This is a genomic window from Leisingera sp. ABM4_101, from assembly GCF_056158725.1.
Genome location: NZ_JBSWTV010000003.1, coordinates 20,577 through 46,377 on the forward strand (window position 1 = coordinate 20,577; position 25,801 = coordinate 46,377).

23 protein-coding genes are annotated in these 25,801 nt (G+C 61.9%); 6 read left to right on the forward strand and 17 right to left on the reverse strand.

Annotated features, from left to right (window positions below):
• Position 1 precedes the first annotated feature (1 nt).
• The 6 genes from ACXAEK_RS22005 to ACXAEK_RS22030 form a co-directional block, all read right to left on the reverse strand.
• The gene (locus ACXAEK_RS22005) at positions 2-412 is read right to left on the reverse strand and encodes an aminotransferase class III-fold pyridoxal phosphate-dependent enzyme (RefSeq protein ID WP_475045390.1); all 411 of its coding nucleotides are present in this window, start codon (positions 410-412) and stop codon (positions 2-4) included.
• Positions 413-494: 82 nt separating this feature from the next.
• A complete protein-coding gene (phnY, locus tag ACXAEK_RS22010) occupies positions 495-1,943 on the reverse strand; it encodes a phosphonoacetaldehyde dehydrogenase (protein ID WP_475039297.1) in 1,449 nt (482 codons plus the stop codon).
• 14 nt (positions 1,944-1,957) lie between these two features.
• Positions 1,958-3,202 carry a phosphonoacetate hydrolase gene (gene phnA / locus ACXAEK_RS22015; protein WP_475039299.1) on the reverse strand — a complete coding sequence of 415 codons (1,245 nt, stop codon included), beginning with the start codon at positions 3,200-3,202 and terminating at the stop codon, positions 1,958-1,960.
• A gap of 34 nt (positions 3,203-3,236) precedes the next feature.
• The gene (locus ACXAEK_RS22020) at positions 3,237-4,424 is read right to left on the reverse strand and encodes a 2-aminoethylphosphonate--pyruvate transaminase (RefSeq protein ID WP_475045392.1); all 1,188 of its coding nucleotides are present in this window, start codon (positions 4,422-4,424) and stop codon (positions 3,237-3,239) included.
• 256 nt (positions 4,425-4,680) lie between these two features.
• Positions 4,681-6,183, reverse strand: coding sequence for a sensor histidine kinase (locus ACXAEK_RS22025; RefSeq protein ID WP_475045394.1), 1,503 nt, complete (start codon positions 6,181-6,183; stop codon positions 4,681-4,683).
• Between the two features lies 1 nt (position 6,184).
• On the reverse strand, positions 6,185-6,934 hold the full coding sequence (locus ACXAEK_RS22030; protein WP_475045554.1) for a phosphate/phosphite/phosphonate ABC transporter substrate-binding protein: 750 nt from the start codon (positions 6,932-6,934) through the stop codon (positions 6,185-6,187).
• Here ACXAEK_RS22030 and ACXAEK_RS22035 point away from each other — a divergent pair.
• Positions 6,866-7,066 carry a hypothetical protein gene (locus ACXAEK_RS22035; protein ID WP_475045563.1) on the forward strand — a complete coding sequence of 67 codons (201 nt, stop codon included), beginning with the start codon at positions 6,866-6,868 and terminating at the stop codon, positions 7,064-7,066. The two genes, ACXAEK_RS22030 and ACXAEK_RS22035, sit on opposite strands and share 69 nt — an antisense overlap.
• A 427-nt stretch (positions 7,067-7,493) precedes the next feature.
• Here the strand turns inward: ACXAEK_RS22035 and ACXAEK_RS22040 are convergent, their stop codons facing one another.
• The 4 genes from ACXAEK_RS22040 to ACXAEK_RS22055 form a co-directional block, all read right to left on the reverse strand.
• Positions 7,494-8,267, reverse strand: coding sequence for an IclR family transcriptional regulator (locus ACXAEK_RS22040; protein WP_475045396.1), 774 nt, complete (start codon positions 8,265-8,267; stop codon positions 7,494-7,496).
• Positions 8,268-8,280: 13 nt separating this feature from the next.
• Entirely contained in the window at positions 8,281-9,639 is a 1,359-nt protein-coding gene (locus tag ACXAEK_RS22045) for a TRAP transporter large permease (protein ID WP_475045398.1), read from the reverse strand.
• Positions 9,639-10,307, reverse strand: a complete 669-nt coding sequence (locus ACXAEK_RS22050) for a TRAP transporter small permease (protein WP_475045400.1) — start codon at positions 10,305-10,307, stop codon at positions 9,639-9,641. The genes ACXAEK_RS22045 and ACXAEK_RS22050 overlap by 1 nt, the downstream gene beginning before the upstream one ends.
• Positions 10,308-10,411: 104 nt before the next feature.
• Positions 10,412-11,644 (reverse strand): TRAP transporter substrate-binding protein, encoded by a 1,233-nt coding sequence (locus tag ACXAEK_RS22055; protein ID WP_475045402.1) that lies wholly within the window; start codon positions 11,642-11,644, stop codon positions 10,412-10,414.
• Positions 11,645-11,754: 110 nt separating this feature from the next.
• Between ACXAEK_RS22055 and ACXAEK_RS22060 the strand changes: the two genes are divergently transcribed.
• Positions 11,755-13,350, forward strand: a complete 1,596-nt coding sequence (locus ACXAEK_RS22060; RefSeq protein WP_475045404.1) for a GMC family oxidoreductase — start codon at positions 11,755-11,757, stop codon at positions 13,348-13,350.
• Positions 13,351-13,388: 38 nt separating this feature from the next.
• Here the strand turns inward: ACXAEK_RS22060 and ACXAEK_RS22065 are convergent, their stop codons facing one another.
• On the reverse strand, positions 13,389-16,568 hold the full coding sequence (locus ACXAEK_RS22065) for a spondin domain-containing protein (RefSeq protein WP_475045406.1): 3,180 nt from the start codon (positions 16,566-16,568) through the stop codon (positions 13,389-13,391).
• A 312-nt stretch (positions 16,569-16,880) separates the two neighbouring features.
• Between ACXAEK_RS22065 and ACXAEK_RS22070 the strand changes: the two genes are divergently transcribed.
• Positions 16,881-17,789 (forward strand): LysR family transcriptional regulator, encoded by a 909-nt coding sequence (locus tag ACXAEK_RS22070; RefSeq protein WP_475045408.1) that lies wholly within the window; start codon positions 16,881-16,883, stop codon positions 17,787-17,789.
• On the opposite strand, the gene ACXAEK_RS22075 is transcribed toward ACXAEK_RS22070, so the two are convergent.
• From ACXAEK_RS22075 to ACXAEK_RS22100, 6 genes are read right to left on the reverse strand one after another with little or no spacing between them, the layout of a single operon-like run.
• Positions 17,776-18,609, reverse strand: a complete 834-nt coding sequence (locus tag ACXAEK_RS22075) for an energy transducer TonB family protein (protein ID WP_475045410.1) — start codon at positions 18,607-18,609, stop codon at positions 17,776-17,778. The genes ACXAEK_RS22070 and ACXAEK_RS22075 overlap by 14 nt on opposite strands.
• Positions 18,606-18,995 carry an ExbD/TolR family protein gene (locus tag ACXAEK_RS22080; protein WP_475045412.1) on the reverse strand — a complete coding sequence of 130 codons (390 nt, stop codon included), beginning with the start codon at positions 18,993-18,995 and terminating at the stop codon, positions 18,606-18,608. Before ACXAEK_RS22080 ends, ACXAEK_RS22075 begins: the two co-directional genes overlap by 4 nt.
• Positions 18,995-19,378 (reverse strand): ExbD/TolR family protein, encoded by a 384-nt coding sequence (locus ACXAEK_RS22085; RefSeq protein ID WP_475045414.1) that lies wholly within the window; start codon positions 19,376-19,378, stop codon positions 18,995-18,997. The genes ACXAEK_RS22080 and ACXAEK_RS22085 overlap by 1 nt, the downstream gene beginning before the upstream one ends.
• Positions 19,368-20,021 (reverse strand): MotA/TolQ/ExbB proton channel family protein, encoded by a 654-nt coding sequence (locus ACXAEK_RS22090; protein WP_475045416.1) that lies wholly within the window; start codon positions 20,019-20,021, stop codon positions 19,368-19,370. Before ACXAEK_RS22090 ends, ACXAEK_RS22085 begins: the two co-directional genes overlap by 11 nt.
• On the reverse strand, positions 20,018-20,449 hold the full coding sequence (locus ACXAEK_RS22095; protein ID WP_475045418.1) for a hypothetical protein: 432 nt from the start codon (positions 20,447-20,449) through the stop codon (positions 20,018-20,020). The genes ACXAEK_RS22090 and ACXAEK_RS22095 overlap by 4 nt, the downstream gene beginning before the upstream one ends.
• 22 nt (positions 20,450-20,471) lie before the next feature.
• A complete protein-coding gene (locus ACXAEK_RS22100) occupies positions 20,472-22,559 on the reverse strand; it encodes a TonB-dependent receptor plug domain-containing protein (RefSeq protein WP_475045419.1) in 2,088 nt (695 codons plus the stop codon).
• Between the two features lie 233 nt (positions 22,560-22,792).
• Between ACXAEK_RS22100 and ACXAEK_RS22105 the strand changes: the two genes are divergently transcribed.
• The 3 genes from ACXAEK_RS22105 to ACXAEK_RS22115 are packed head-to-tail and all read left to right on the forward strand — an operon-like array spanning position 22,793 to position 25,792.
• Positions 22,793-23,845, forward strand: a complete 1,053-nt coding sequence (locus ACXAEK_RS22105; protein WP_475045421.1) for a hemin-degrading factor — start codon at positions 22,793-22,795, stop codon at positions 23,843-23,845.
• The gene (locus tag ACXAEK_RS22110) at positions 23,845-24,732 is read left to right on the forward strand and encodes a heme/hemin ABC transporter substrate-binding protein (RefSeq protein ID WP_475045423.1); all 888 of its coding nucleotides are present in this window, start codon (positions 23,845-23,847) and stop codon (positions 24,730-24,732) included. Before ACXAEK_RS22105 ends, ACXAEK_RS22110 begins: the two co-directional genes overlap by 1 nt.
• Positions 24,716-25,792, forward strand: coding sequence for a FecCD family ABC transporter permease (locus tag ACXAEK_RS22115; RefSeq protein WP_475045424.1), 1,077 nt, complete (start codon positions 24,716-24,718; stop codon positions 25,790-25,792). The genes ACXAEK_RS22110 and ACXAEK_RS22115 overlap by 17 nt, the downstream gene beginning before the upstream one ends.
• The last annotated feature ends 9 nt before the right edge of the window (positions 25,793-25,801 follow it).

Consider the following 25,801-nt stretch of genomic DNA (forward strand, 5'->3'; position numbering starts at 1 on the left):
CTCATTGGCGTCGGAGCCGCCGGTGGTGAAAAGAGTTCTTGCCCAGATCGCCGGGAGTGATCGCCGCCAGTTTCTCGGCCAGTTCCACCGCCGGTTCATTGGTGAAGCGACGCGGCGCAAACGGGAGATCATCCAGCTGCTGCTTGATGGCCGCGACCAGCCTGGGGTGGCCATAGCCCAGGTGATGCACCGAATTGCCGTGGAAATCCATGAAGCGGCGGCCGTCCCTATCCTCAATCCAGATGCCTTCGGCCTTGGCAATGGTGCTGACGCAGGGGCTGGACAGGCTCTGATGCAGGAAGACCCCCGCGTCCCGCTCCAGCAGCGGCGCGGAATTGGGGCCGATGGATTTTTTCAGCCAGGCCTTGCGGGCCTCCGAGGTGTTGGATTCACCTTCCGTATGGACAAGCATGTGCCGCCTCCGTTCGAGGGGGTTAAAAGGGAAACGTCAAAAGGGCCGGGGCCGGGCGGAGCTGTCCCCCCTGTGGCGTGTTTTACTCCGGCCAGGGGAGGGAGTATGTCTTGACGTTTGTGAAGAATTTCATGGCCTCGATGACGCCTTCCTTGACGCCGTTGCCACTGTCCTTGATGCCGCCGAAGGGGGACATTTCGATGCGGTAGCCGGGCTGTTCCCAGATGTTGCAGGTGCCCACGTCCAGACCGTTGATATAGGCAATCGCGCGGTTCAGGTCGTTGGTGCAGACACCGGAGGACAGGCCGAACTCCGTGGAATTGGAGATCCGCATCACCTCGGCGTCGTCATCCGGCACCCGGACAACCGGAATGACCGGGCCGAAGGTCTCCTCCATCACCAATTCGCTGTTGTGGGGCACGCGGTCGACCACGATCGGCGGCAGCAGCGCACCCTGGCGGGGCGGATGATAGAGGATCTCGGCACCTTCCTCCGCCGCCTGCAGCACCCGGTTTTCAAACAGCTCCGCCGCCTTGCCGTGGATGACGCAGCCAAGCTCGGTTGCCGGATCCTGCGGGTCGCCGAACTTGATCTTCTGCGCCTTCTCCAGCACCAGCGGCACAAAGCGGTCAGCCACGCTTTCCTGCACCAGGATGCGCTTGATCGCGGTGCAGCGCTGGCCGGAGTTGCCGGTGGCGCCAGCCACCGCAATGGCGGCCGCCTTTTCCAGATCGGCATCCGACAGATCATTCAGCACGATCAGCGGGTCGTTGCCGCCCAGTTCCAGCGCCTGCCGCTTGTAGACGCCCTTCTCGGCAATCATCTTGCCCACCGGCACGCCGCCCGTGAAGGTGATGATGTCGATGTTTTCATTGGTGATCATCTCATCGCCAATGTCCTTGGGCCAGCCGGTCACCACCTGGAACATCTCCGGCGGCAGGCCTGCTTCATAGAGGATATCGGCCAGCGCAATGCAGGTCAGCGGCGTCAGCTCGGTCGGCTTGCAGACCATGCAGTTGTTGGTGGCAATCGCGGGCGCGATCTTGTGGCTGACCATGTTCAGCGGGTGGTTGAACGGGGTGATCGCCGAGATCGCCTTGACCGGCTCGCGCTTGGTGAAGATCTTGCGCGCCTTGCCGTTGTGGGTCAGGTCGCAGGAGAAGATCTCGCCGTCGTCCTTCAGCGCCTCGGCGGCGGCGAACTGATAGACGTCCTGGGCGCGCTTGGTCTCATAGACCGCGTGCTGGTGGCAGATGCCCAGCTCCAGCGTCAGCCATTTGGCCAGCCAGTCCCGTTTCTCGCCGATCAGTTCGCCCGCGCGCTGCAGGATCCGGCTGCGCTCGTAGCGCGTCAGCTTGGGCGTGTAATTCGCGGCAATCTCAAAGGCCATGCGGGCATGTTCCGCCTGGCCTGCAGGCACATGGCCCACTACTTCGCCCGTATAGGGGTAATGGACCGGCACGGTATCCTCGGTAAACACAACCTCGCCGCCGATGCGCATGCCCTCGTTGCGGATTTCAATAGTGCTCATGGTCAGGCTCCCCGTTACAGCGCCGCCGCCTGCGCGGCATAGAAGAAGGCATCAAAATTGCGCAGCACCGGCGCTTGCGGCAGCGGCAGGACGCGGTTGCAGATGAAGGGGACCTCCTGTTCGGTCAGCCCGCCATGGGAGCGCAGCGGCTCATTCAGCGCCGCCAGATCGTGGCGGTGCTCGGATGTGCCGATGCAGATGTTCTCGCCGGAGACCAGGATGATGTCGCCGATCCGGTCGGCCGGCAGCTCAAACCGGGCCACCGCCTCTTCGCGGGTCAGCACATCGGTGATCGCATCATAACCTGCCAGTTTCCCCATGATCGCCGCCCGGTCCGCGCCCTCGGGCAGGTAGCAGGTGGCAAAGGAGCCAAGCGCGCCGTGGTGGACAACATAGGGGTCGGTGATCGGCAGGATCACCCGCGCCTGGCCTTCGCCCAGCCACTCGTCCATCAGGTCCTGCACATAGATCACGCTGGGCGAGCCGTCGGCGTGATGCTTGGGCTTCATGCCGTGATCGGCGGTGACCACGATCGCTGCCCCCAGCGCATCCAGCTCCGCCAGGTACTTGTCGAACATCGCATAGAAGGCCTTGGCCTCTGCCTGATCGGGGCTGTATTTGTGCTGCACGTAATCGGTGGTGGTCAGATACATCACATCCGGCGCCCATTCCTTCAAAAGCTTCACCCCGGCAGCAAAGACAAATTCGCTCAGCTCTGCCGAATAAACCTCGGGCTGCGCCATGCCCAGCCATTCGCTGGCCTTCTCCTGGCCGTGCTCTGCCGCGGTTGAACTATCTGATTTTTCAGCCGAGAAACACTTGGCGCGGTCCTCATCAAACGCCAGCCCCGCACCCAGAAGCGCCCGCAGCTTGTCCTTGGCGGTGACCACCGCCACCCGCGCACCCGCATCATAGAAGGCCTTGAACACCGTGGGCGCGCGCAAAAAGCGCACGTCGTTCATCATCACCTCTTCGCCGGTCTCAGGGTCGATCAGGTAGTTGCCGCAGATCCCGTGCACCACCGGCGGCCGGCCGGTGGCAATGCTGAGGTTGTTGGGGTTGGTGAAGCTCGGCACCACCGAATGGGCCAGCCGGTCGGTGCCTTCCGCCCGCATCCGCCTAAGCGCGGGCATCAGGCCATCGGCAATCGCCTTGTCCAGATACTCCGGCTCGCAGCCGTCCAGGCAGATGGCAATCGCGCAGGCCCGGGGCACCGCATAGGCGCGGCCGTTTGCCACAACGGGGGAGTGAATGGTCATATGTCGAAGTCCTTTATCTTTCAGGCTTGTCTCTTCAGGCCGCCAGTTTGGCGCGTTCTTCCAGCGCCGCGGCGGGCGGCGCCGCGCTGGCGACGCCCATTTCGGCCAGCGTTTCCTTGGCGGCAGCCGCAACCCGCCGCATCACATGCTCATCCATCTGGCCGATGCAGCCGATGCGGAAACTGTCCACAACCGTCAGCTTGCCCGGGTAGAGGATAAAGCCCTTTTCCTTCATCAGACCGTAAAAGCGGCTGAACACAAAGCTCTCATCCGCCGGGCAGAAGAAGGTGACGATGATGGGGCTGAGCCAGCGGCTTTCCAGCAGGGTTTCAAACCCCAATTCCCGCATGCCGGCCACCATCACATCGCGGTTCCTGGCATAGCGCGCGCCGCGCCCCGCCACGCCGCCCTCGGCCTCATGCGCCTTCAGCGCCTCCAGGAAAGAGGCCACCACATGGGTCGGCGGCGTGAACCGCCACTGGCCCGTCTTCTCCATCGCCGCCCATTGCGCATGCACATCCAGGGAAAGCGAATGGCTGTTGCCCCTGGCCGCCTCCAGCTCCGCCTTGCGGGCAAGCACAAAGCCAAAGCCCGGCACCCCTTCGATGCATTTGTTGGCCGAAGACACCATCGCCTCAAAGCGGATCTGCGCGGGCTGCAGCTCAATGGCGCCAAAGGCCGACATCGAGTCGATCAGCAGCTTGCGGCCCGCCGCATAAACCGCCTCGGAAATCTCCGCCACCGGGTTCAGGATGCCCGAGGAGGTCTCGCAATGGATCGCCACCACATGGGTGATCGCCGGATCCTCCGCCAGGATCCGCGCCACCTCCTCCCCGCGCGGCGGCAGGTAGTCGCCCTTGTCCAGCACCGCGTGATCGCGGCCCAGATAGGCCAGCGTCTGCGCCGAGCGCTGCCCGTAGGCCCCGTTGGCCAGCACCAGCGCCTTGCCATCGCCGGGGATGAAGGAGCCCAGCATCGCCTCCACCGCAAAACTGCCGGAGCCCTGCATCGGCACGCAGTCGAAATCCTCCGCCCCCGCCCCCAGAAGCGACAGCAGGCGGCGGCGGATTTCCCGCGTCATCGCCCGGAAATCGTCATCCCAGCTGCCCCAGTCCCGCAGCATCGCCGCCTTCACCGCATAAGACGTCGTCAGCGGACCGGGCGTCAGAAGATACGGCTCTCCCTGCCGCGGACCTTCCAGCGGATCCTTGCAAACTCTCATCCGAAATCTCCAAAATCCATCTCAAGGCATCTTTGTCCCCCAAAATTCCATATGTAAAATCGCAAAAAACAATCTAACTATAGGCAGAACCTATGAATGGAACGCACCCGATTTCCCGGGGCATATGCCCGGCGCAGAGGCTTGCCGCCTCTGCCGCGCGCGCTCTTGCGGCCCGCCGCAGGGAGGCAGAGCGTCAGGCGGCCCGCCTGCTGCGGTGCCCGTGCGGAGATTTATTAGAGACAGGCGAAGCCAAGGGTCACCCTGGTTCGAAATCGCGGGCCTGTTCAAACGAGCAGCGGAAAGTAAACGTCGACCCCGCGCCCAAAGAGGAGTCAACGGCAATCTCCCCGCCCATGAGCCGGGCAAGACGCGACGCAATGCTGAGACCCAGGCCCGTGCCGCCGAAATCGCGGGTCGGGGCGCTGTTGGCCTGGGAGAACGCGCTGAAGATACTGGCCAGCTTGTCCTCTGGAATGCCCACCCCGGTATCCTGAACTGCAATAGCCAGTTGGAGCTGCGATCCCGCTTCCTGGCCGGATACCCGGACCGTCACAGACCCCTGCTCAGTGAACTTCACAGCATTGCCGACCAGGTTGACAATGATCTGCCGGATGCGCCCCTCGTCACCCAGAACGGAGCCGGGCAAGCCCGGCGCATAGTCCAGGGTCAAGGCTACCTGGCTCTCCGCTGCCTTTGGGCTCAGCATCAGTACCACGCTGGAAAGAGTTTCCTTCAGGTCGAGCGGTGCCTTTCGCAGCTCCAGCTTGCCGGCTTCTATCTTGGAGAAGTCGAGGATCTCGTTGATGATGTCCAGCAAGGCTTCGCCAGACTCCAGGATGGTTCTCGCATAAAGCGCCTGATCCTCGTCCAGCTCCGTTTCTTCAAGCAGCGACGCCATTCCAAGAACCGCATTCATCGGCGTTCTTATCTCGTGGCTCATCGTTGCCAAAAACTCCGATTTTGCCTTGTTTCCCGCCTCCGCTGCCCGGGTCCGCTCTTTCACCTTGTCTTCAAGCGTTTCCGTCAGCGCCTTCAGTTCTGCGTTACTGTGATCGAGATAGCCCAGAACATCGCCGAAGGCCTGAGCCAGGCGTCCGATTTCGTCCTGGCCGCAATCCGGCGGACGGCGCACATTGCCGCCGCGGCGTATGCTGGATGCAAACTTTGTCAGCCGTAGCACCGGGCTGGTGATCCGGTTGGACATGATGACAGCAGCGGCCGATGCAAGCAGGGCAGAAAGGCCGGAAAGCAGAAGAATTTGCTGCGCATGCGCCATCGTTTCCTTTTCCAGCCTTTCCGTGGAGAACTCCAGAACCACGTAGCCAAGCCGTGAATCGGCAGTGGCCAGAACCGGGCCGGCGACCCTGATCTGATTGTTTTCAGCCAGCGCTGCCCACGTCTTTTCATCCCTGGGGTCCTGCAAAATCGAATCTGCAAACCGTTGGCCCCGAAGAGGATTGGCATCGCTTCCGTCTGTCAGCACCCTGGTGCCGGCGTCCAGGATCAGCGCACGGACCGCGCCTTCGCTGGCCAATACGGAACCGGCTTGCTGGCGCAAGTGCTTGATGTCCAGTTCATACAGCGGCTCCAGCACGGCCTCGGCAAGGGTTTTGCCCAAGTCCATCACATGGCGTTCATAAGCAGAGATTGCAGTCTTGTGGGCCAGCCTGACCGAAATGAAGGAAATAGAACCGGCAACGGCCAGAACAATCAGAACGGTGTAGGCAACCAGCTTACTGCGAAGACCCGGCGCCTGCATGTCAGCTGCCTCCAAGGAGATTTGAAACCGGTTTCTGAAATTGCTCCAGCACATCCAGGGTCTGATCAGGGATTGCGTCGAATTTTGTTGTTCCCTCAAAGCTTTGCAAGGCCTGCCGGCCAGCCTCGCTTTGATCCAAGCCAATCAGAACAGTCAGCAGCGTGCTGGAAAACTCTTCCGGTGCGCCTGGGGGCACACTGACGACATGGCGGGGGATCGCCGCAGTCTCAGCAAGGATTTCAAGATCGCCCAGGTCCCCGCCCGCCCGCATCTTCAATCCCCGCAGCGACATGGCTCCAGCATCTACCAAGCCGCGCAGCACCCACTCGAGCGTGTTTTCATCATCACCTGAAAATACATACCCTGCCGCGCCTTCAGGGCGCTGCGACCGCGGCCCATCCAGCGCGGTCAAGGGCACGGACTGTGCGCGTATCTCCAGCCATGGCAGGAAATAGCCGCTGGAGGAAAACGCTTCTTCAAATGCAACAACGCGGCCTTTCAAGTCCTGCAGCGAACGGATACCGCTGTCCCGGCGGGCAAAAATGACAGAGTGATAAAGACCGATGCCCCGCTTCCATTGCCGGGCCAGCAGCCGGCTGCCGCATTTGGCCCTGACCGCCAAAGAAACCAGAGGGCTGTCGACATAAACATCGACCTCGCCCTTGCGCAGGAGCTGCGCCATATGGCCAACATCCCGCGCGATGACAACCTGGCCCCCTGTAAAACCCAGAACCTGCAACTCTGCCGCCAAATGCCGGGCGAATGGCAGGAAACTGCGGGTTTCCTTGACCGGTTCATCGCTGATTGTTCCAATTACCAATTCGCGTGCCGCAGCTGCCTGGCCCAGCAACATGCCAAACCAAAGGCAGAACAGGAGGACTGATCTTCTGATCTTCATGAAAGGCCCTTTTCTTTGACAAACGCGATTGCCGTCTAATTCAATATCGCAGAAATTGCGCTCCGAAAGGTAAAGGAAAGATTTTTAATTGTTAAGCAACAGCCGTTTCACTGGTCAATTTACCCGGAATGCGGACGTTTTCGACTGTCTATGCAGGGAAATGACAGGCCGCAAAGAGCTAGGGCCGGGACCCTAAGAATTTTAATCTATGTGCTGCCCGCCTGCATTGTGAGGTCCTGCCTGAGGCGCCCTTAGGGGCTTTACGGCGCTTAATTCTGGTCAGTGGGAAAAGGGCGCACACCCCAGCCCGTGCTGAGATGCAGACATGCCACTGAGCGCGTCAGAAATTCCGGAATACACTGGCGTCTGTCCGCGGGATCTGTTTCTGCGCGTGCGGTCAGCGCCGAAGGCGTCACGCAAGGCTGGAAAGGCCTGCCGCGGCTTTTTGCAGGGCCGGCAAAAACTCCGTCAGATCCTGCAAGCTGCGGCGCTGGACAGGCGCATGGACCGACAATGTCGCCATCAGCCGGTTACGAACGTCCCGCACGGGAACAGCGACAGCGACCATGCCGGCGATGAATTCCTCGTCATCGGTGGAGTAACCACGGCTGGCGATGGCCTCAAGCTCGGTGCTGAGCAGGTTCGGGTCGGTGCGGGTCCGGCCGGTTACAGCTTCCAGCGGGCGGGCCCGCAATACCGCCTCCAGCGTGCTGGCCTTCAGCGTCGAAAGATACATTTTGCCACTGGCAGTGCAATGAAACGGCACCTGGGTACCGATCGGCAGCTGGATGCGCAGCGGCCATTTGGTCTCTACCCGGTCCAGATAGATCATCCCCTCGCGGTCGGGGGTGGCAAGATTGCAGGTCTCCCCCAATTCCTCAGCAACGCTTTTCAGGATACTGAGGCGGGCAGTGCGCAGGTGCTCGGACGACATGGTGTTCAAGGCCAGCTTGCGCAGCCGCGGGCCGGGCCCGTAGGCCCGCCCGTCCAGGTCGCGCTGCAAAAACCCTTCGGCCTCTGCGGTTTGCATCAGGCGGTGGACCGTGGGCTTGGGCAGGCCCATGGCCTCGATCATCTCGGCTGGCTTCACCGCCACCCCGCGCCGGGCCACTTCCTCCAGCAGCACCAGCAGGCGCAGGTTGGTGGGGATCTGCCCCTCTTTCTTTTCCGGCGTATCCGCTGCCATCGCCGCCTCATCGCTATTTGTTGGGCAGCAGCACCAGGGCGAAGTCAGGCACCAGCGAAACCAGCACCCAAACCCCGATCAGGGCTGCAAGGTAAGGAACCGTATAGCGGAGCAGGCGGAAATACGGAACACCGGTGACACCGGATGCGACGTAGAGGTTCAGCCCGTAGGGCGGGGTGATGAAGCCGATGGAGGCGCCAACCAGGAAGATCACCGAGAAGTGGATCGGATCGACCCCGACTGAGGCCGCAATGGGCGCCAGGATCGGAGCAAGAATGATGGTGACCGGCAGGCTTTCCAGCACCATGCCCGAGAAGAACACGATCACCATCGAGGTGAACAGCACCGCGTGGTAGCCGCCCATCGAGGTTACAAACCCGCCGATGGCCTGCTGTGCGCCCAGGAGCGAAAGGATCTGCTGCATCACCACGGATATCGCGATCAGCGGTGCCAGGATGCCGGTGATCTGGGCCGAGCGCACCACGATGCCCGGAATCTGCGGGATGGTGAAGCCCTCGACCACCAGCATTTCGGCAAAGGATTTTTCTTCCCATGTCTTGTCATTGCTGGCTCTGGTGATTTTGGTCACCAGCCAGGACAGAACGCCTGCGATGACGCAGAAGCCGACGGTAACGCCTGCGGCTTCGGTCGGGGAGAACTTGCCGGTGTAGATGCCCCAGAGCACCAGCCCGATGGCAAAGAAGCCAAGCCAGGCGCCGAAGGCGGTTTTCAGGACCCGGTTCAGCTGCAAGGGGATCAGGAAGCCCCAGCCGTTGCGGTAGCAGATGATCCAGCAGGCCAGCTGCATGCCGATGACCATCATTGCGCCTGGCAGGATGCCCGCCACAAACAGGTCCGAGATCGGCAGGTTCATCAGGAAGCCGTAGACGATAAAGATGATCGACGGCGGGATGATGATACCGACGGTGCCGCCCGCGGCGGCGGTGGCGGCCGAGAACCGCTCGTCATAGCCGCCCTTGACCATTTCCGGGTGCAGCATCGAGCCGATGGTGGCGGTGGTCGCCGAGTTGGAGCCTGAGATCGCAGCAAACAATCCGCAGGCGCCAAGCGATGCCATAGCAAGCCCGCCGCGCATCCAGCCGAGGCAGGCATAGGCGAAGTCTGACAGGCGCCGGGCGATGCCCGACTGGTTGATCAGGTCGCCGGTCAGGATGAACAGCGGCATCGCCAAGAGCGCAAAGCCCTTATTAAAGACGTTCAGAAGCTCAGCGCCCATATTGTCGAGCGTCAGCCCCAGCACGAAGGAGCAGCCGATGACCCAATAACCGATGACCAGCAGCACCGGCACACCCAGCATGAACAGAAAGGTGACCCCAATCGAGATCAGCGTGACCCAGGTTCCGGTATCCATTACACGTCTCCTCCGATCACGGCCTGTTTGATCAGCGGCGCGCCGCTGCGGTAGTTGCGGATGTCGTCGGCCAGATTTTCAAACACCCGGGCAATCATCAGGACAAAGGACATCGGCGCGGTAATCAGGAACCACCATTGCAGCACGCTGTCGGTACCCAGCACGATCTGGAAATTCGAGGCCGACAGCGCCGTCAGCCGGGTGGTGGTGACAAAGACGATGACGGCAAAGCCGAACCACAGCACCGCGTCCAAGCCGAGGCAGCCCATTTGCGCCCAGCGGGGCATGACGGTGCGGAATTCAGAGAAGCTCAGGTGGGTGCGCAGCCGCACGTTGAAGGCCGCACCGAACCAGGCCATCACCATGAATAGCAGCGGTGGAATGGTGGTGGACCAGGGCTGCTGGTTCTTGAACACGAAGCGGTCAATCACACCCCAGAAAATGATGAAGGCAATGGCCAGGTAGCTCCACACCATAATGGTGCGTTCCAGGTGCCGGTCCAAGAGCGGCACCAGCCGGTAGACCAGCATCACCAAAAGGCCGCCGAGCGCGGCGGCGGCGGTGCCCAGCACCCAGGCGGCATTGCTTTCCAGGGCATTGCGGATTTCCCAGCTGTCCTGGGACGCGAAAGCGCTGAAAATGGCGGCGATGTCTGGCCAAAGCTGCATGTGTTCCTCCCCTCATTGCCCCTGTCATTGCCCTTGTGATCCTGCCGGGCAAACAAGGCCGGCGCAGTCTGGCGCCGGCCCTCTGCTCGCTACTCAGGCCTTTGTCAGCCTTTCCACCAGCGGCGCGGCTCCACGTTTTCGGGCTTCATGTCTTTTTTGACTTCGCGCGCGATGGTGTAGATTTCCTGATAGGTGTCGATGCCGCCGGCCCATTTGTTCAGACGGTCGCGCCACTGCTCCCACAGCTGCGGCTGGAACTCGGGCGAGCACATTTCCTCGGCCATGCGGATCTCGCTGTCCGGCAGGAAAGCAGGGCGCACGCCATGTTCGACAAACATGGTGCCCGGCAGCTGCGGATCCGAGAAGCCGACAGTCTTGACCAGCGCTGCCTCATTCGCGGCCTGCACATGGGCCTGGGCCCAATAGGCGCTCTCCATCACCGCGTCCTGCAGGTAGCCCTCGAGCCCGTCAAACACCTTGGCCGACATCGAGGTGTGCTCGGTGCCGCAGAAGAACTTGAGGTCGACGGACTGGCTGACCACCGGCGACATGTTGGCATAGGCCACGGCCGAGGCCCAGGTTTCGGCACCGTCGATCAGGCCCTGTTTCAACCCGTCCAGGGTTTCCTCCCAGGCCACCGGCACCGGGTTCAGGTTCAGCGCCTTCATGGCGATGCGGCCCAGCTGAGTGCCTGTCACGCGGTTCTTGGTGCCAAACAGCTGCTCCAGCTTGGTGATGGTGGGGGCGTCCTTGTATTTCAGGCCCAGCTGAATGCCGCGCAGCTCGCAGTGGCTGAACAGGAATTTCAGCCCGTGGCGCTTCTCCAGCGGGTCGCGCAGGACTTCCTGACTCTTGGGGTGATAGAGGAAATGATACTGCGAGGCGCGGCCCGGGAACATAAAGGCATAGTCCAGCACGTTCAGGTAAGGCGCGCCGCCGGCCGAGTTCTGGGTCGAGGCCGCATAGATGTCGACAATGCCCTGTTGGGTTTTTTCGACACAGGACAGCTGGCCGCAGATCTGGTTGTCGCCGATGAACTCGATGCGGATTTCACCGTCGGTGCGGGCCTCGAGGTCCCGGGCAAACTCCAGCGCGCCGGCCCGTTCAATCAGCAGGTTGCGCGCGTTAAATCCTGAGGCGCCGAACTTCAGCGTGTGCTTGGCGGGCTTGGAAAAACGCTTTTCATAGGTTGATTCTGCGGCAGAGGCGAGATTCGCCAGGCTCATCGCGCCGCCGAAGCCGCCCGCCGCCAGCAAGGTCGAACTCATCCCGTAAGTCCCTGCCACACGGAACAGATCCCGCCGCGAGATCCGGCTCAGTTTGTTAGTCAGCCCCATAATTCTCCTCCCTAAGATCAATTATTGAGACGTTTCGTATCAAAAAAAGCTAGATCATTTTGCACATCCTGTATAGAAGTTTTTTCATCAAGGGTTCGGGAGGACTGGTTTTGGACGCGGATTTCATTGTCATCGGTGCAGGGTCGTCAGGTTGTGTTGTTGCCAACCGGCTGAGTACGGATCCGCGCAATAAGGTCATTCTGCTGGAAGCGGGGGGGCCGGACACCAATCCGTGGATCCATATCCCGGTCGGCTACTTCAAAACCATGCACAACCCATCCGTCGACTGGTGCTACAAAACGGAGCCGGATCCTGGACTGAACGGGCGGTCCATCGACTGGCCGCGGGGCAAGGTGCTGGGCGGGTCTTCATCACTCAATGGGCTTTTGTATGTGCGCGGCCAAAGGCAGGACTACGACCGCTGGCGCCAGATGGGCAACGAAGGCTGGGGCTGGGACGATGTACTGCCGCTTTTCAAACGTTCCGAGGATCAAGAGCGCGGGGCGGATGACTTTCACGGCACCGGCGGGCCGCTGGCGGTGTCCAACATGCGGATACAGCGCCCGATCTGCGATGCCTGGATCGCGGCCGCGCAAGACGCCGGGTATCCGTTCAACCCTGACTACAACGGGGCGGAGCAGGAGGGCGTTGGCTATTTCCAACTGACCACCCGCAACGGACGGCGCTGCAGTGCAGCGGTGGCGTTTTTGAAACCGGCGCGCAACAGGGCCAATCTGCAGATCATCACCCGCGCGATGGTGGAAAAGATTGACATGGACGGGCGCAAAGTGACCGGCGTCACCTATTTGGACAGGGCAGGCCAGCGCCAGTCCATTGCCGCGCGCAAGGAAGTGGTCCTTTCAGCCGGCGCCATCAATTCCCCGCAAACGCTGATGCTGTCCGGAATAGGCCCGGCAGAGCAGCTCAGGGCCAATGGGATCGAACCGCTGGTGGACCTGCCAGGCGTCGGCCAGGGGCTGCAGGACCACTTGCAGGCCAGACTGGTTTACAAATGCAACGAGCCGACCCTGAACGACGAAGTGCGCAGCCTGTTCAATCAGGCGCGGATTGCCTTGAAATACGCGCTGTTCCGGTCCGGGCCAATGACCATGGCCGCCAGCCTTGCCACTGGTTTCATGAAAACCCGGCCTGAGGCGGCAACGCCGGATATCCAGTTCCATGTGCAACCCTGGTCGGCAGACAGCCCTGGCGAAGGCGTGCATCCATTCTCAGCCTTCACCATGTCGGTATGCCAGCTGCGCCCCGAAAGCCGCGGCGAGATCCGGTTGAATGGCCCTGATCCCAAGACCTATCCCAGGATCTTACCGAACTACCTATCCACCGAAACCGACTGCCGGACCCTTGTGGAGGGCGTGAATATTGCCCGCCGCATTGCCAGGCACAATCCTCTGGCCTCAAAGATCGCCCAAGAGTTCCGGCCCCATGAAGGATTGGCGATGGAGGACTTCGAAGGCACCTTGGACTGGGCGCGCAGCAATTCGGTGTCGATCTACCATCCCACCGGAACCTGCAAAATGGGGCAGGGGGCCGATGCGGTGGTGGACGCACAGCTGCAGGTGCATGGGGTTCAGGGGCTTCGGGTTGCCGATTGCTCGATCATGCCCGAAATCGTTTCCGGCAACACCAATGCCCCGGCAATCATGATCGGAGAAAAGGCCAGCGATCTGGTGCTGGCCGCCGAGTGACGGCAGTGGCGGCCGAATGACCTCCACTGCCTGCTTCATCAGATCAGGAAATGGTCTTCGGTCAGTGCAGATGCCTGCACGTCCAGAAGCGTGATCGAGCCGTCTTCCCCTAGATCGATGATTGTGTTGCTGCCATCCTGCGCAAAGGCGCCGGACAAATCTGCGAAGCTGGCAAAGCCAAAGCTGCCCCCGGTCAGATCCAGCAATTCACCATCGGCGGCGGTGTTGAAGTCCGTGATCACGTCATCCCCGGCATTGTCCCTGAAGACAAAGATGTCGGCGCCGCGGCCGCCCTCAAGGAGATCATTCCCGGTTCCTCCGTCCAGCACATCCGCACGGCGGCCACCCTCAAGACGGTCGTTACCTGCGCCGCCTTCCAGCGTGTCGCGCCCGCCGCCGCCCTCGATCCGGTCATTGCCCGCACCGCCTTCGGCCAGGTCGTTGCCGCGGCCGCCAAGCAGCCGGTCGGCCCCATCGCCGCCATCCAGAGTGTCACTGCCGCGCTGGCCGCGCAGCAGGTCATTGCCGCGGCCCCCGTCGATATAGTCGTTGCCTGCACCACCGGACAGCACATCAGCGCCGCCCTCGGCCAGATCGACAACAATACGCAGCAGCTGCTCTTCTCCGCCGTTGCGGGTAAAGTCGCCCTCCACCAGATCCACCAGCGTGCCCGCAGCGGTGGTGCCGCCCAGGATATTGACCGGCGTACCGCCCGGCAGGCCTTCGGACCCGTTGAACCCGTCGTGCAGGCGGACAACGCCGTTCTCAGCCGTTCCCTGGTCCCGTGCGGTCTGGTTCAGAAATGCTGCACCTTCTTCGGTATTCACCTCAGTGCCCGCATCCAGCACGTCGCTGCCGAAACGCTCAATCACCAGCGGCCCGGCAAAATTGCCATCCTCGTCAAAGATATAGTCCTGCAGCGCATCGTCAGGCGAAGCCAGGAAGGCATCGTTGGAGGGGATCACCATGGTGGCCCAGGTAAAGAAACCCTGGCCGACCTGATCGGGGTTCACGTTGATGGTGAAACTCGCGCTTTCGCCCGGGTCGATCGGCCCCGGCACGCCGTTGCCGCCGATGATGGTGGCATCAACGCCGCCGTCGATGACTTGCTGATTGAACTCGGCAGCGATGCCTTCGACGCTGCCGTCCTCGGCAATGCGCTCAAGCCCGCCGCTGGCGGCCTCGCCATCAGTCCACAGGTCGAAGTTTTCACCGTCATGGAAGCCGAACCAGACAGGGGTCAGGAACGTGCCGCCTTCGCCCAGGGTGTTGGTCACGGTGACGGTGATTGCCTCGCCGTCGCCAACGGCGTCGCCGCGGATCACGTCATTGCCGGCGCCGCCGTTGATCGTGTCGCCGCCAGCGCCGCCGGCCAGCAGGTTATCCCCCGCATCGCCGTTCAGAACGTCGTTGTTGGCCGAGCCGGTCAGGTTCTCGATATTCAAGAGCGTATCCACAACCGCGCCGTTCGGGCCTTGGTAGACTGCTGCGCCGGAGTTCAAGTCAGCGATCACGGCCGCACCGATGTCTTGAAAGTCCGCAGTGTCGATGCCGTCGCCGCCGTCGGTCACATCCGCACCGCCGCCGCCGCGCAGGATGTCATTACCCGCGCCGCCTTCCAGCACGTCGTTGCCGCCACGGCCCACCAGCAAGTCGTTGCCATCGTTGCCCGTCAGTGTGTTGGCACCGCCGTCACCGAACAGCTGGTCGTCATTGCCGGAGCCGTCGAGGTTTTCGAACCCGCTGAAATTTTCGAAAACGGTGGTAGTCTCATTCGGCTGATAGGAGGCGCTGCCAGAACCCAGATCGGCGACCACCTCAGCCCCAATATTGATGAAGCTGTTGGTGTCGATGCCTTCACCGCCAGTCAGCAAGTCAGTACCGCCGCCGCCGGCGATGAAGTCGTCGCCATCTCCGCCGTCAATGGCATTCGGAGCCGCACCCAGCGCCCGGATGTCGTCATTGTTGGACGAGCCGGTGATGTTCTCGATCCCGGTGAACTCTTCCTCGATCAGCGGGCCGTTGCCGCCGCCGCCATTGTAGGCTGCGGTCCCCGAACCGTCTGCATTCAGCACAACGGACACACCGGCAATCGAGGCATCCGCTGCCCCCAGATTGATATTGGCAAAGGAGTTGGTATCAATGCCAGCGCCGCCGTCGATAGTATCCACGCCGCCGCCGCCGCTGAGGATGTCGTCGCCGGAGCCGCCGCGCAATTCGTCATTGCCACTGCCGCCTTCCAGAAGATCGCTGCCCCGGCCGCCGCGCAGAACATCGTCGCCTGCACCGCCGTCCAGCGTGTCAGCGCCACGGTTGCCGCGAAGATCATCATTGCCGTCACCGCCGTTCAGCGCGTCATTGCCGCCTCGGCCGCGCAACAGATCATCACCATCATTGCCATTCAGCACATTGGCCCCGCCATTGCCGGTCAGCAGGTCCCCGTCGTCCGATCCCTCAATGTTTTCGACGCTGATCAGCGTGTCGGTTTCGGCCACTTCGTCAAACACATTGCCGCCATCGGCAGCGGGATCCAGCCCGTTCACATCGCCGCCCGCATCCTGGACAATGTCAGTGATGACAGGGCCGTTCTGGCCAGCAGGGGCATTGTGCAGATGAATTGCGCTGACACCCGCAACCGGCAGCAAGTCCGATACGGCAAGCCCATTGACCGACAAGTCGGAGCTGTAAGTGACACTGCCGCCATCAGACACGATCACCACACGGCCTTGGCCGCTGGCAAGCGAGTCACTGGAATTGCCAGGCTCCTGCGCCGAGTCCAGCTCTGCAAGCAGCGTCAGCGTGCGGATGCCATCGACGGTCTCATCACTGTCAACAAGCAGCTGCCCGCGGATTTCACCACCCGGAAAATCGCTGGTGTGAATGTTGTAGTAGAGATTGCCTGCCGCTGCCTGCGCCAGCAAACCGGCTGGCGCCTGGTCAGTGGTCAGCGAGGCAAGCGGCTGATCCTCAACCAGGATCCTGAAGCCTGTTTCACGCGCCGCTGTTCCGGCCTGCAGGCTGGCCTTAACCGGCACGTCGATATCACGGAAATCTGCGGTATCAGACCCTTCACCGCCATCCAGCGTATCGCTTCCCAGCCCCCCTGTCAGAGTGTCATCGCCACCCAGCCCCTGCAATTTCTCACTGGCGTTGGTTCCGGTAAGGAGATCGGGGCCTTCTGTCCCTGAGATTGGGCCCATATCGATTTGATCAGTCATTGTCTTTCCTCCAGTTGCACCGGCACAGCTCCGTTTGTGCGCGGATGCGACTGACCTGTGACGGCGGAAAAAAAACGCAACGCATCAGATATGAAGCACTGCGCATCATTTTCAGAAATGCGGGATGTTCGGCATAGGATTATGATTTTGCGGGGTTATTTTTCACGATCACAGCAGCACAAGTAAATTTGAGTGGTATTACATCGGTGTTGGGGCTAGCTGGACCCTGACCTTCTTGCCGCTTTGGCCGTGCTCGCTTTTGAATTGTTCCGTGCCATGCAAAACGTCCTGGGCCACAAGCCCGCCCCTGTGATGACTCAAAACTGGGACCTGTTCAGGGTCTTCCTGGCAGTTGCCCGTGCCGGCAGCATTGCCAGCGCAGCCGGCCGCCTGACTGAAAGCCCAGCGACTGTCGGCCGCAAGCTTCGGGAGCTGGAAACGGCACTGTCAGCAACCCTTTTCGACCGCAGCATTTCAGGGGTTCAGCTGACCAGTTGCGGACAACAGATCCTGCACCAGGCGGAGCAGATGGAGCATCAGGTGCAGATGATCAATGAATCTGTGTCGGGGCATGACGCCCGGATGACCGGCACAGTGACAGTGGCAGCGCCCAGCGGATTGGGGCAATCCCTGCTGGCGCCTCAGCTGCGGGAATTGCATAACCTCCACCCGGCACTGCGGGTCCGGCTGCTTTTGTCTACCAGCAAGGTGAACCTCTTGAACCGCGAGGCCGATATTGCCGTGCGCATCGGCATCCCCAAGCAGGAGCGGCTGATTGGTCAAAGGCTGGGAACAGTAGAATTCGGGATCTACGCCTCGCATTTATATCTGGATGCTATCACCGCCTTTGAAAGTGCGGCAGACCTCGCTGGGCACAACGTGATCGCTGCTGCCGGTGAACTGGCCCAAACCGTTCAATGCCGCGAGTTTGCCCGGCTGGCAGAAACCTGCAACGTTGCACTGACCACGGACAGTATCTTTGCCCAGCTGGAAGCCGTCAAAAGCGGCTTGGGAATTGCACCGTTTCCCAAGTATCTCAGCCGCGCCCACCCGGATCTGGTGGAACTGCTGCCGGGCCAGCTGAAGGCCAAGGCAGAGCTGTGGCTGCTGACCCATCCCGACAGCGGAAGCATTTCCCGAATACAAACCGTTAAGTCCTTCGTGACCCGGATCTGCCAGTCCGCAATGGCAGGACATGGATCACCGGTCATTTGCCCTTGATCCTGACGGTATAAGATGTCCTGACCCCCGCTGGCGGCGGTGGGAACGGCGCAGCCCGGCGCACCTGCATCAACGCGGTATTGTCGAGCTTTGCCGAGCCGGAGCTTTGAACGATTTCAGCCGAGCGCAAGGCGCCGCTGCCAGCAATGGAAAAGCGCACCAGCACCGAGCCGCGGATATTGACGCGCTGACGCTTGGCACGCATCACCCGCCGCAGCACCTGACCGCGGTAGTTGTCTGCAGCAGCATTGCCTTGCTGTTTGGCCGTTCCGTCAACGACAGACGACTGTCCGGAGCTTTTCTCCGCACGCCCTGCTGATGCTCCCTGTGCGGCGTTCTGCTCCGCATTGTTTCCACGCTGAGAGATCCGGCGGCCGCTCTCGGGCTCAGGCAAAGGTTTCCGGGCCTGCCGCCCGGGCATTTCTTTCACCGGTTCGGCCCTGGTCCTGGCTGCTTGCGGCGCTTGTTCCACCGGGCGGCTTTGCGGCTCCGGAGGCATTGCCTGCACGGCCGGAAGCACTGGCCTGCTGACCGTAAGCGGCTCCACCACAGGCTGCTGCAGTTGCGGCTTTGGAGGCTGCAGGCTCTCCGGCACTGCAAGATTGGCGGCGATACCCGCCGCCGGAAATGGCTCGGCAGCCACAGGCACGTCCGTACCCTGCACAAGATCGGCAAAGGCCGACCCTGACGCCGCCAACGCTGTATGCCCTCCAGCTTGCCGCGTTTCCTCTTGACCTGAGAGGAGAGCGGCCCCGGCATGGGCGCCAGCAGCCAGGAACAATGCGGCAGCAGCAGCAGCCCGTGAATGCGGCACCCTCATTGCAAAGACCTTTCCGCAACTATCAACACCCGTTTGGCCCCCGACGCGCGCAAAGCATTGCCCAGTTTCACCAGCTCCCGCGCGGGCAGATTACGGTCAGGCACTATGCGCACGGTTTGCAGGCCATCCGCTGTCAATGAAGCTGCATAAGCCGCAGCGTCCGCCTGCACTTCACCGCCATAGGTCAAACGGCCATCTGCGTGCGCAACCAGCGCATCCGGCGGTTCGCGGCCTTCCAGATCCCTAGTCTTGATCAAACTTACATCCCGGTCCAGCGGCACCGTCAGGGTGCCGGCAATCATAAAGAATACCAGCATCAGAAAAACGATGTTGATCAGGGCGATAGTGGGCTCCTTGCCCGCAACTGCCGAAGCTCTGATACGCATCAGCCAAGCACCAAGGTCTGCAGGTTCTCCACTTGGCGCAAAACCGCCAGCAGGTCTATCAGGCGCTGCGCAGACGCATCTGCATCAGGGCTGATCAAAACCAGACGGCCCTTGCTGGTTTCCGGCTGCAGCCGGATCAGCCCGGCGATCCGTTCCAGATCGGCGGGCTGGCCATTGAGGCTCAGGCTTTGCGCACCCAGCTTAACAAACAGCCTTTGCCGGTCCTCGCCCTGGCTGCCCTGGCCTGCGGATATCAGCTCCACTTCGCCGAACTTGGTGAAGGTAGAGCTGAGCATAAAGAACAGCAGCAGAAGAAAGATCACATCAATCAGCGAGGTCATCGACAAGCGGCCGCGCCGTATTCCCTGCAGCCTAAGCGCCATGTGCCACCTGCAAGGAGGTCTGCGCCGCCGGCCCGGAAGGCGCAAAGACGGTGCGCAACGCGCGGTTGGCAAAGACCCGTTCACGCTGCATCCGTGCGGTCAGCCAGCTGAGCACCAGCGATGTGGGCATCGCCACAGCCAGCCCAGCTGCAGTTGTCAGCAGCGCCACCCAGATGCCGCCAGCCAGCAGCGACGGATCCACCGACGCGCCAGCCGCCTGCAGTTTCTGAAACGCCTCGATCATCCCCAGCACGGTGCCGAACAGCCCCAATAGCGGTGCCAGCTGCGCCACCATATCCAGCGCGCCGAGCCCGCGCTCCAGCCTGGAAAAACGCTCTTCCGCCTCAGCGTCGGCGCGGTCGGCCAACAGCTGGTCCGCCCTGCCTTCCAGCGCTAGTTGCATCACTGGCGCCAGATAGGATTTGCTGCGGCCCAGACTGTGCAGCGCAGCTGCCGCATCGCCGCGGTCCCAGGCCTCAACCGCCTCCGCAATGGCGCGGTGCTGGCCAACCCGTGCAACGCGGTATTGCCAGATTTTATAGAGCACGAGGGCAGTGGTCAGCACTGAGACCAGCAGCAGCAGCAAGACCACCGGCCCGCCAAGCTCCAGCACTTTGCCAAGCATGTTCTGCAGCGCCGTCATCCTGCCAGCTCCATCACCTTGGAACTTAAGCGCAGGCCACGGCTGCAAGCCGCCTCCGGCAGGTTCTCCCCCGCGCAGGTGCTGGCTCCGTTTATCAGCACCCGGCTGATGCCCCCGCAGGCTTGCGGAAACTGAAACTGCCTCACGCGCGGACGCCCGGCAGGAAGATCCTGAAAATCCAATAGCGTGAGCCGCGCCACTTGGCCTTTGGCGTCGAACAGGACGGTCTCATAGACCGCCTGCGCGACATCAGCAGCATGGCTGTTCTGCACGACAAAGGACAGCTTGCAGGCATCACCCGCCGCCTCCGCCGCACTCAGTTCGATAGAGATGCCCGGAGCGGCAGCCTCTGCCGCTGCCGAATTGCCTGCAGCGGTCAGCACAGCAGCAAGCAGCAGCGGTATCACTGGTGTGTTTCCAAGTGCCATATCACGCCTTTCAGGATCTGCTTCAGAAGGTTTTGGCAAGTGTCAGCTTGAAATTGCGCCCGGCAGCGTCACGCGAATACAGGCTGGGCCTGTAAGCACGGTCAAAGGCGTTTTCGATCCCGACGCGGATCTCGGCCCCCTGCAGCAAACCCGACTGCGGTTTGTAGGTGGCGCGCAGGTTATGCACCCCATAGCCCGCCACTGCAGTGCCGGAGGCATCGAAGCCGGATTTCGCAGCCACCAGCTCCCAGCTCAGATCCAGTGCCTCGCCGAACCGCTTGCCCAGGGTCAGGCGCAGGTCGTCCGCTGCCAGGTTGCGCCAGCGGGCGGCGCTGCCATTGAGGAACTCTTCCCCGTCGGGCAAATTGGCGTTGAGATCCGCATAAAACCCTGTGTCCAGCGCATAGCTGGCCTCAATCTCAAAGCCGCTGGTATCGACCTTGTCCAGCGGAACCGAGGTAAAGGTCGCGGGATCGAAGCTGACATAAGACGTGATGTCGCGAAGCCGGCTTTGGTAATAGTTTACCTTGACCATCAGGCTGTCATTCGAAGCGAACACATCCGCCGCGGCATAAGAACCGCCGATTTCATAGGTGTGCGACCGTTCGGAAACGCCGATACGGGCCGCATTATCGAGATCGTCGATGATCGGCAGGTTCTCGGTGTAGGCTGCACTGCCGAACAAGGCCAGGCCGGTGCCGAACTCATACCGCAGTGACAGCCCGCCCATCAGCGCCGAGGCATCGTGGGTCTGCGATCCGTCATGGGCTTCAATCTCCTGGCTTTCGTAACGCAGGGCCGGCGTGGCCGTCCAACCGCCTGCAGTAATGTCATCGACTGCAAACACCGCATAGCGTTTGGCAGTGCCACCCGGGGCTGACGACGCATCCAGGCGTTCCCGCCGCATCAGTTCCACCCCGGCACGCAGGTCATGAGTGACGCCCCCCGTCGTGAAGTAGCTGCTGTTCTTGACGGTCAGCTTGGTGGTTTCATAACGGTGATCTGCATCCTGGGTGGCACTGCTGAAGGGGGTGCCCGGTGTGCCGCTGCGCGCGCAGGCCGGATCGTTGCGGACAACACCGCCGTCATCGCAGAACGCACTGCCAGAGATATAGGCCTGGTCGATCCTTTGGTCCGCATAGCTAAGGTTCACATCCAGGTTGACCAGGTCGTTGCCAACAGGGTTCCACTGATACCGGATGCCGGCAACCCGGTTGTCGATACGCCGGTCCACGTTCCCAAAGCTGGTGCTGGTCGTGCCAAACCCGTCGTAGGGCACGTCCTTTTCATCGTTCACGCTTTCATTGAGCGATGCGGTTATCGAATGCTCTCCTGCATCGCCAAAGGTGTATTTGCCTTTGATCAGGTAGGAAGGCGTCCGCGACTGGGTATTGGCAACGGTATTGCCATCGCCATTTTCGTATTCTGCCGTATCGCGCAAAGTATAGTTCAGCAGCAGTTCAAAATTCTCGACCGGCTGCCAGGCCAGGATCGACGACGTGGCAAAGCCCTCTCCGTTGCTGGTGGCTTGCAGGGTCTGGCGGAACCGCAGGCCAATTTCACCGCCGGTGAAGTCCGAGGCATCCTTGGTATCCAGTTTGACCAGCCCGCCAATGACACCCGAGCCGTATTCAAAACTGCCGATGGTGCCGCGGATGACAGAGACTTCTTTGTAAAGCTCAGGATCGGTGAACAGCTGGGTGCCGATCCGGTACAGCTCCTCTGACCCGGTGGTGGCCCCGTCCACGATCACCTGCACCTTCTGGTCAGTGCCAAAGCTGCTGGTGGCGCCGAAGCCGCGGATGTTGATCCCGGCGCCGCGCGGTGTGTTGCCGTTGACCAGGTTCACGCCGGGCACCGAGTTGATCAACTCGCCAATTGTGCCCGCCTGCCGGTCGTCTATTTCTTCTTGATTGATGACGGTCAGCGGCACCGCTGTGCTGGTCTGCACTTCCCGCTTGCCTTGACCCAGTTCCACCGTGCCCAGGAAACCATCCTCATCCAGGGTGTCCTGTGCCGCCAGGCTGCTAGCGCTGGCCGCCATGCCCAGCACTGAAACAGTGCCCAGCAGCCGCAGCCCATGTATGCCAGCCTTTTGTTGTTTGCCCATCTCGCGTCCCTTCGCAATTGTCTGTTCTGTCGAACCAAGTGCTTGCGTCGGGGCTGGCGCGGTCGTTTTTCTTGCTGATTTTGCGGAATCTCAAATTCCGCTTGAGCCTGTTAATAAAGGTGATAAAAACAGTCAACATAAATCAACACGCCGTTACTCGCGGCGGCCAGCCGCTGCGCCCTTGTTGCCGCCTCTGCCAGCCCTTTCCCGGTTTCACAGCTGAAGGGGCTGAAATGACTGACACTACCATGACGCCAGCGGCAATCCGCGCCGCCCGCGCCGGGCATTCCGCCTTGCGCGACCGTGACTTTGCGGACAAGTTCGGCATCTCGGAAGGCCAGCTGGTGGCGGCCTTTACAGGCCAAGGCGTGACCCGCATCTCGGCGCATCCCGGCGATATCATGCCGCGGCTGGCGGCCTTAGGAGAAGTAATGGCACTGACCCGCAACGCCTCCTGCGTGATCGAGAAGGTCGGAGTCTATGACAACTACCACTCCGGCCAGCACGCCTCGATGATTCTGAACGACGCCATCGATCTGCGCCTGTTCCCCAAGCATTTCATCTCCGCCTTTGCAGTGGAACGGCAGACAGACAAGGGCATCAAGCGCTCGATCCAGATCTTTGATGCGGCCGGAGATGCAGTCCATAAAGTACACCTGCGCGAGGCGTCGGACCTGGAGGCCTGGAGCCGGCTGGTGGCAGAGCTGACCCTGCCGGAGCAGAGCCAGGAGCTGGCGGTGGCGCCGCGCAAACCTGCCGAAGCGCCTAAGGCCAACCCGGACAAGGTGGACGCGCTGCGCCGCGAATGGGCAAAGATGACGGATACCCACCAGTTCCTGCGGCTGACCTCCAAGCTCAAGATGAACCGGCTGGGCGCCTACCGCATCGCCGGCGAGCCGCTTGCCCGCAAGCTTGATCCCGCCGAGGTTAACACCATGCTGTTTTCGGTGCGCGACCAAGGCGTCGAGGTGATGATCTTCGTGGGCAACATGGGCTGCATCGAGATCCACGGCGGCCCGGTCAAGACCCTGCGCGAGATGGGACCGTGGCAGAACATCCTCGACCCCGGCTTCGACCTGCATCTGCGGCTTGACCATATTGCCGAGGTCTGGGCCGTCACCAAACCAACACAGCGCGGCGATGCCGTCTCGATTGAGGCCTTCGACGCTAACGGCGGTCTGATCCTGCAAGTCTTCGGCCGGCGCAACGGCGATGAGGACCACCGCCCCATGTGGAACGCGATTGTTGAAAACCTCGCGTCCCTGCCGGCCAAGGAGACAGCCTGATGACGATGTTTTCACGTGTCTGCCTTGGTCTGAATGCGGTGTTTGCCGGGCTTGTGACAGGCCATATGGCCCTGGCAGAGCCCGCATCCCGTGTTGTCTCTGTCGGCGGGTCGATCACCGAAATCGTCTATGCCCTTGGGCAGCAGCACCGCCTGGCAGGACGGGACCGCACCTCTACCCATCCGGCAGAGGCCGCAGAGCTGCCCGATATCGGCTATGCCCGGGCTCTGTCCGCAGAAGGCCTGCTGTCCGTTGACCCCGACCTGATCATCGCAATCGAAGGAGCAGGCCCGCCGGAAACGCTCGAGGTGGTCCAGGACGCCCGGGTCGCCTATGTCAGCGTGCCCGAAGACTTCACCGCTGCAGGAATTGCCACCAAAATCCGCGCCGTCGGCACCGCCCTAGGCCAGGAACGCGCAGCCGAGGCCTTGGCTGAAACGGTCACTTCAGAAGTTGCCGCCGCACAGTCAGCCGCCGTTCAGACCGCAGGCGCCAATCCTAAACGGGTGCTCTTCGTCCTCTCCGCCCAAAGCGGCCGGATCATGGCCGGCGGGCGCGGCACGGCAGCCGACGGCATCATCCGGATGGCAGGAGCAGTCAACGCGATGCCCCGGTTCGAAGGCTACAAACCTGTCACGGATGAAGCCATCGCGACAGCAGCTCCGGACGTGATCCTGATGATGGAGCGCACAGGCAGCCATGGCACCAGCACCCAGGACCTGCTGGCCCTTCCTGCGATCGCACCAACCCCGGCGGCGCAAACCGGCAGCGTTGTGCGGATGAACGGGTTGCATCTGCTGGGGTTCGGCCCGCGAACCGCGGCTGCTGTGCGCGACTTGAACCAGGCGTTTTACGGCATGGGAGGCGCGCATGTCTCTGGCAATTGATGCACCCGCCTTGCCCCGCGGCCCCGCCGACCGCCGTATTCAGGCCAAGCGGCTGACATACGCCCTGGCTTTTCTTCTGGCGGTGATTTCCGTCTGTTCCCTGGCCTGGGGCGCTTCTGGCACCTCGCTTTGGCGCGGGCTGGCTGATCTGGCGGCCGGGCGCGAGCTTTCCCGGCTTGACCGGATCGTGCTGTTCGATATCCGCCTGCCGCGCCTAGCCTTGGGTGTTCTGGTCGGCGCCGCATTGGCGGTTTCGGGTGCGGTGATGCAAGGGCTGTTCCGCAACCCGCTGGCGGATCCCGGTATTGTCGGCGTCAGCGCCGGTGCCGGGCTGACCGCAATAACCGCCATCGTTCTGGGCTCGGCTTTGCCCGCAGCGCTGCAAGGGCTGGCCGGTCCGTACCTGGTGCCCATCGCTGCTTTCCTTGGCGGCTGGGGATCCACCCTGCTTCTCTACCGGGTATCCACACGGCGGGGGCAAACATCCGTTGCAACCATGCTGCTGGCAGGGATCGCCCTGGGCGCGCTGTCCGGGGCACTGTCAGGAGTTCTGGTCTATATCGCCGATGACAGCCAGCTGCGGGACCTCACATTCTGGGGCATGGGCTCTCTCGCAGGCGCCACATGGAGCAAGGTTCTGGCAGCAGCGCCTGTAATTGCCCTGGCACTGCTGGCAGCCCCTTTTCTGGCCCGCGGATTGAATGGCCTTGCCCTGGGCGAAGCCGCTGCAGAGCACACAGGCATACCGGTGCAGCGGGTCAAGAACATCGCAATCCTGTCAGTTGCCGGCGCGGCCGGGGCAGCTGTCGCGGTATCCGGCGGCATCGGCTTTATCGGAATTGTGGTGCCGCATCTGCTGCGCCTGGCAACTGGACCGGACCATCACAGCCTGCTGCCCAACGCCGCGCTCCTGGGCGCATCGCTGCTACTGGCCGCTGATATGATCTCACGCACCGTCATTGCGCCGGCGGAATTGCCGATCGGCATCGTTACCGCCGTCCTTGGGGCGCCGGTGTTCCTGTGGATCCTGCTGCGCAGGTTCGGCAATATTGGACTTTGAGGAGGAACA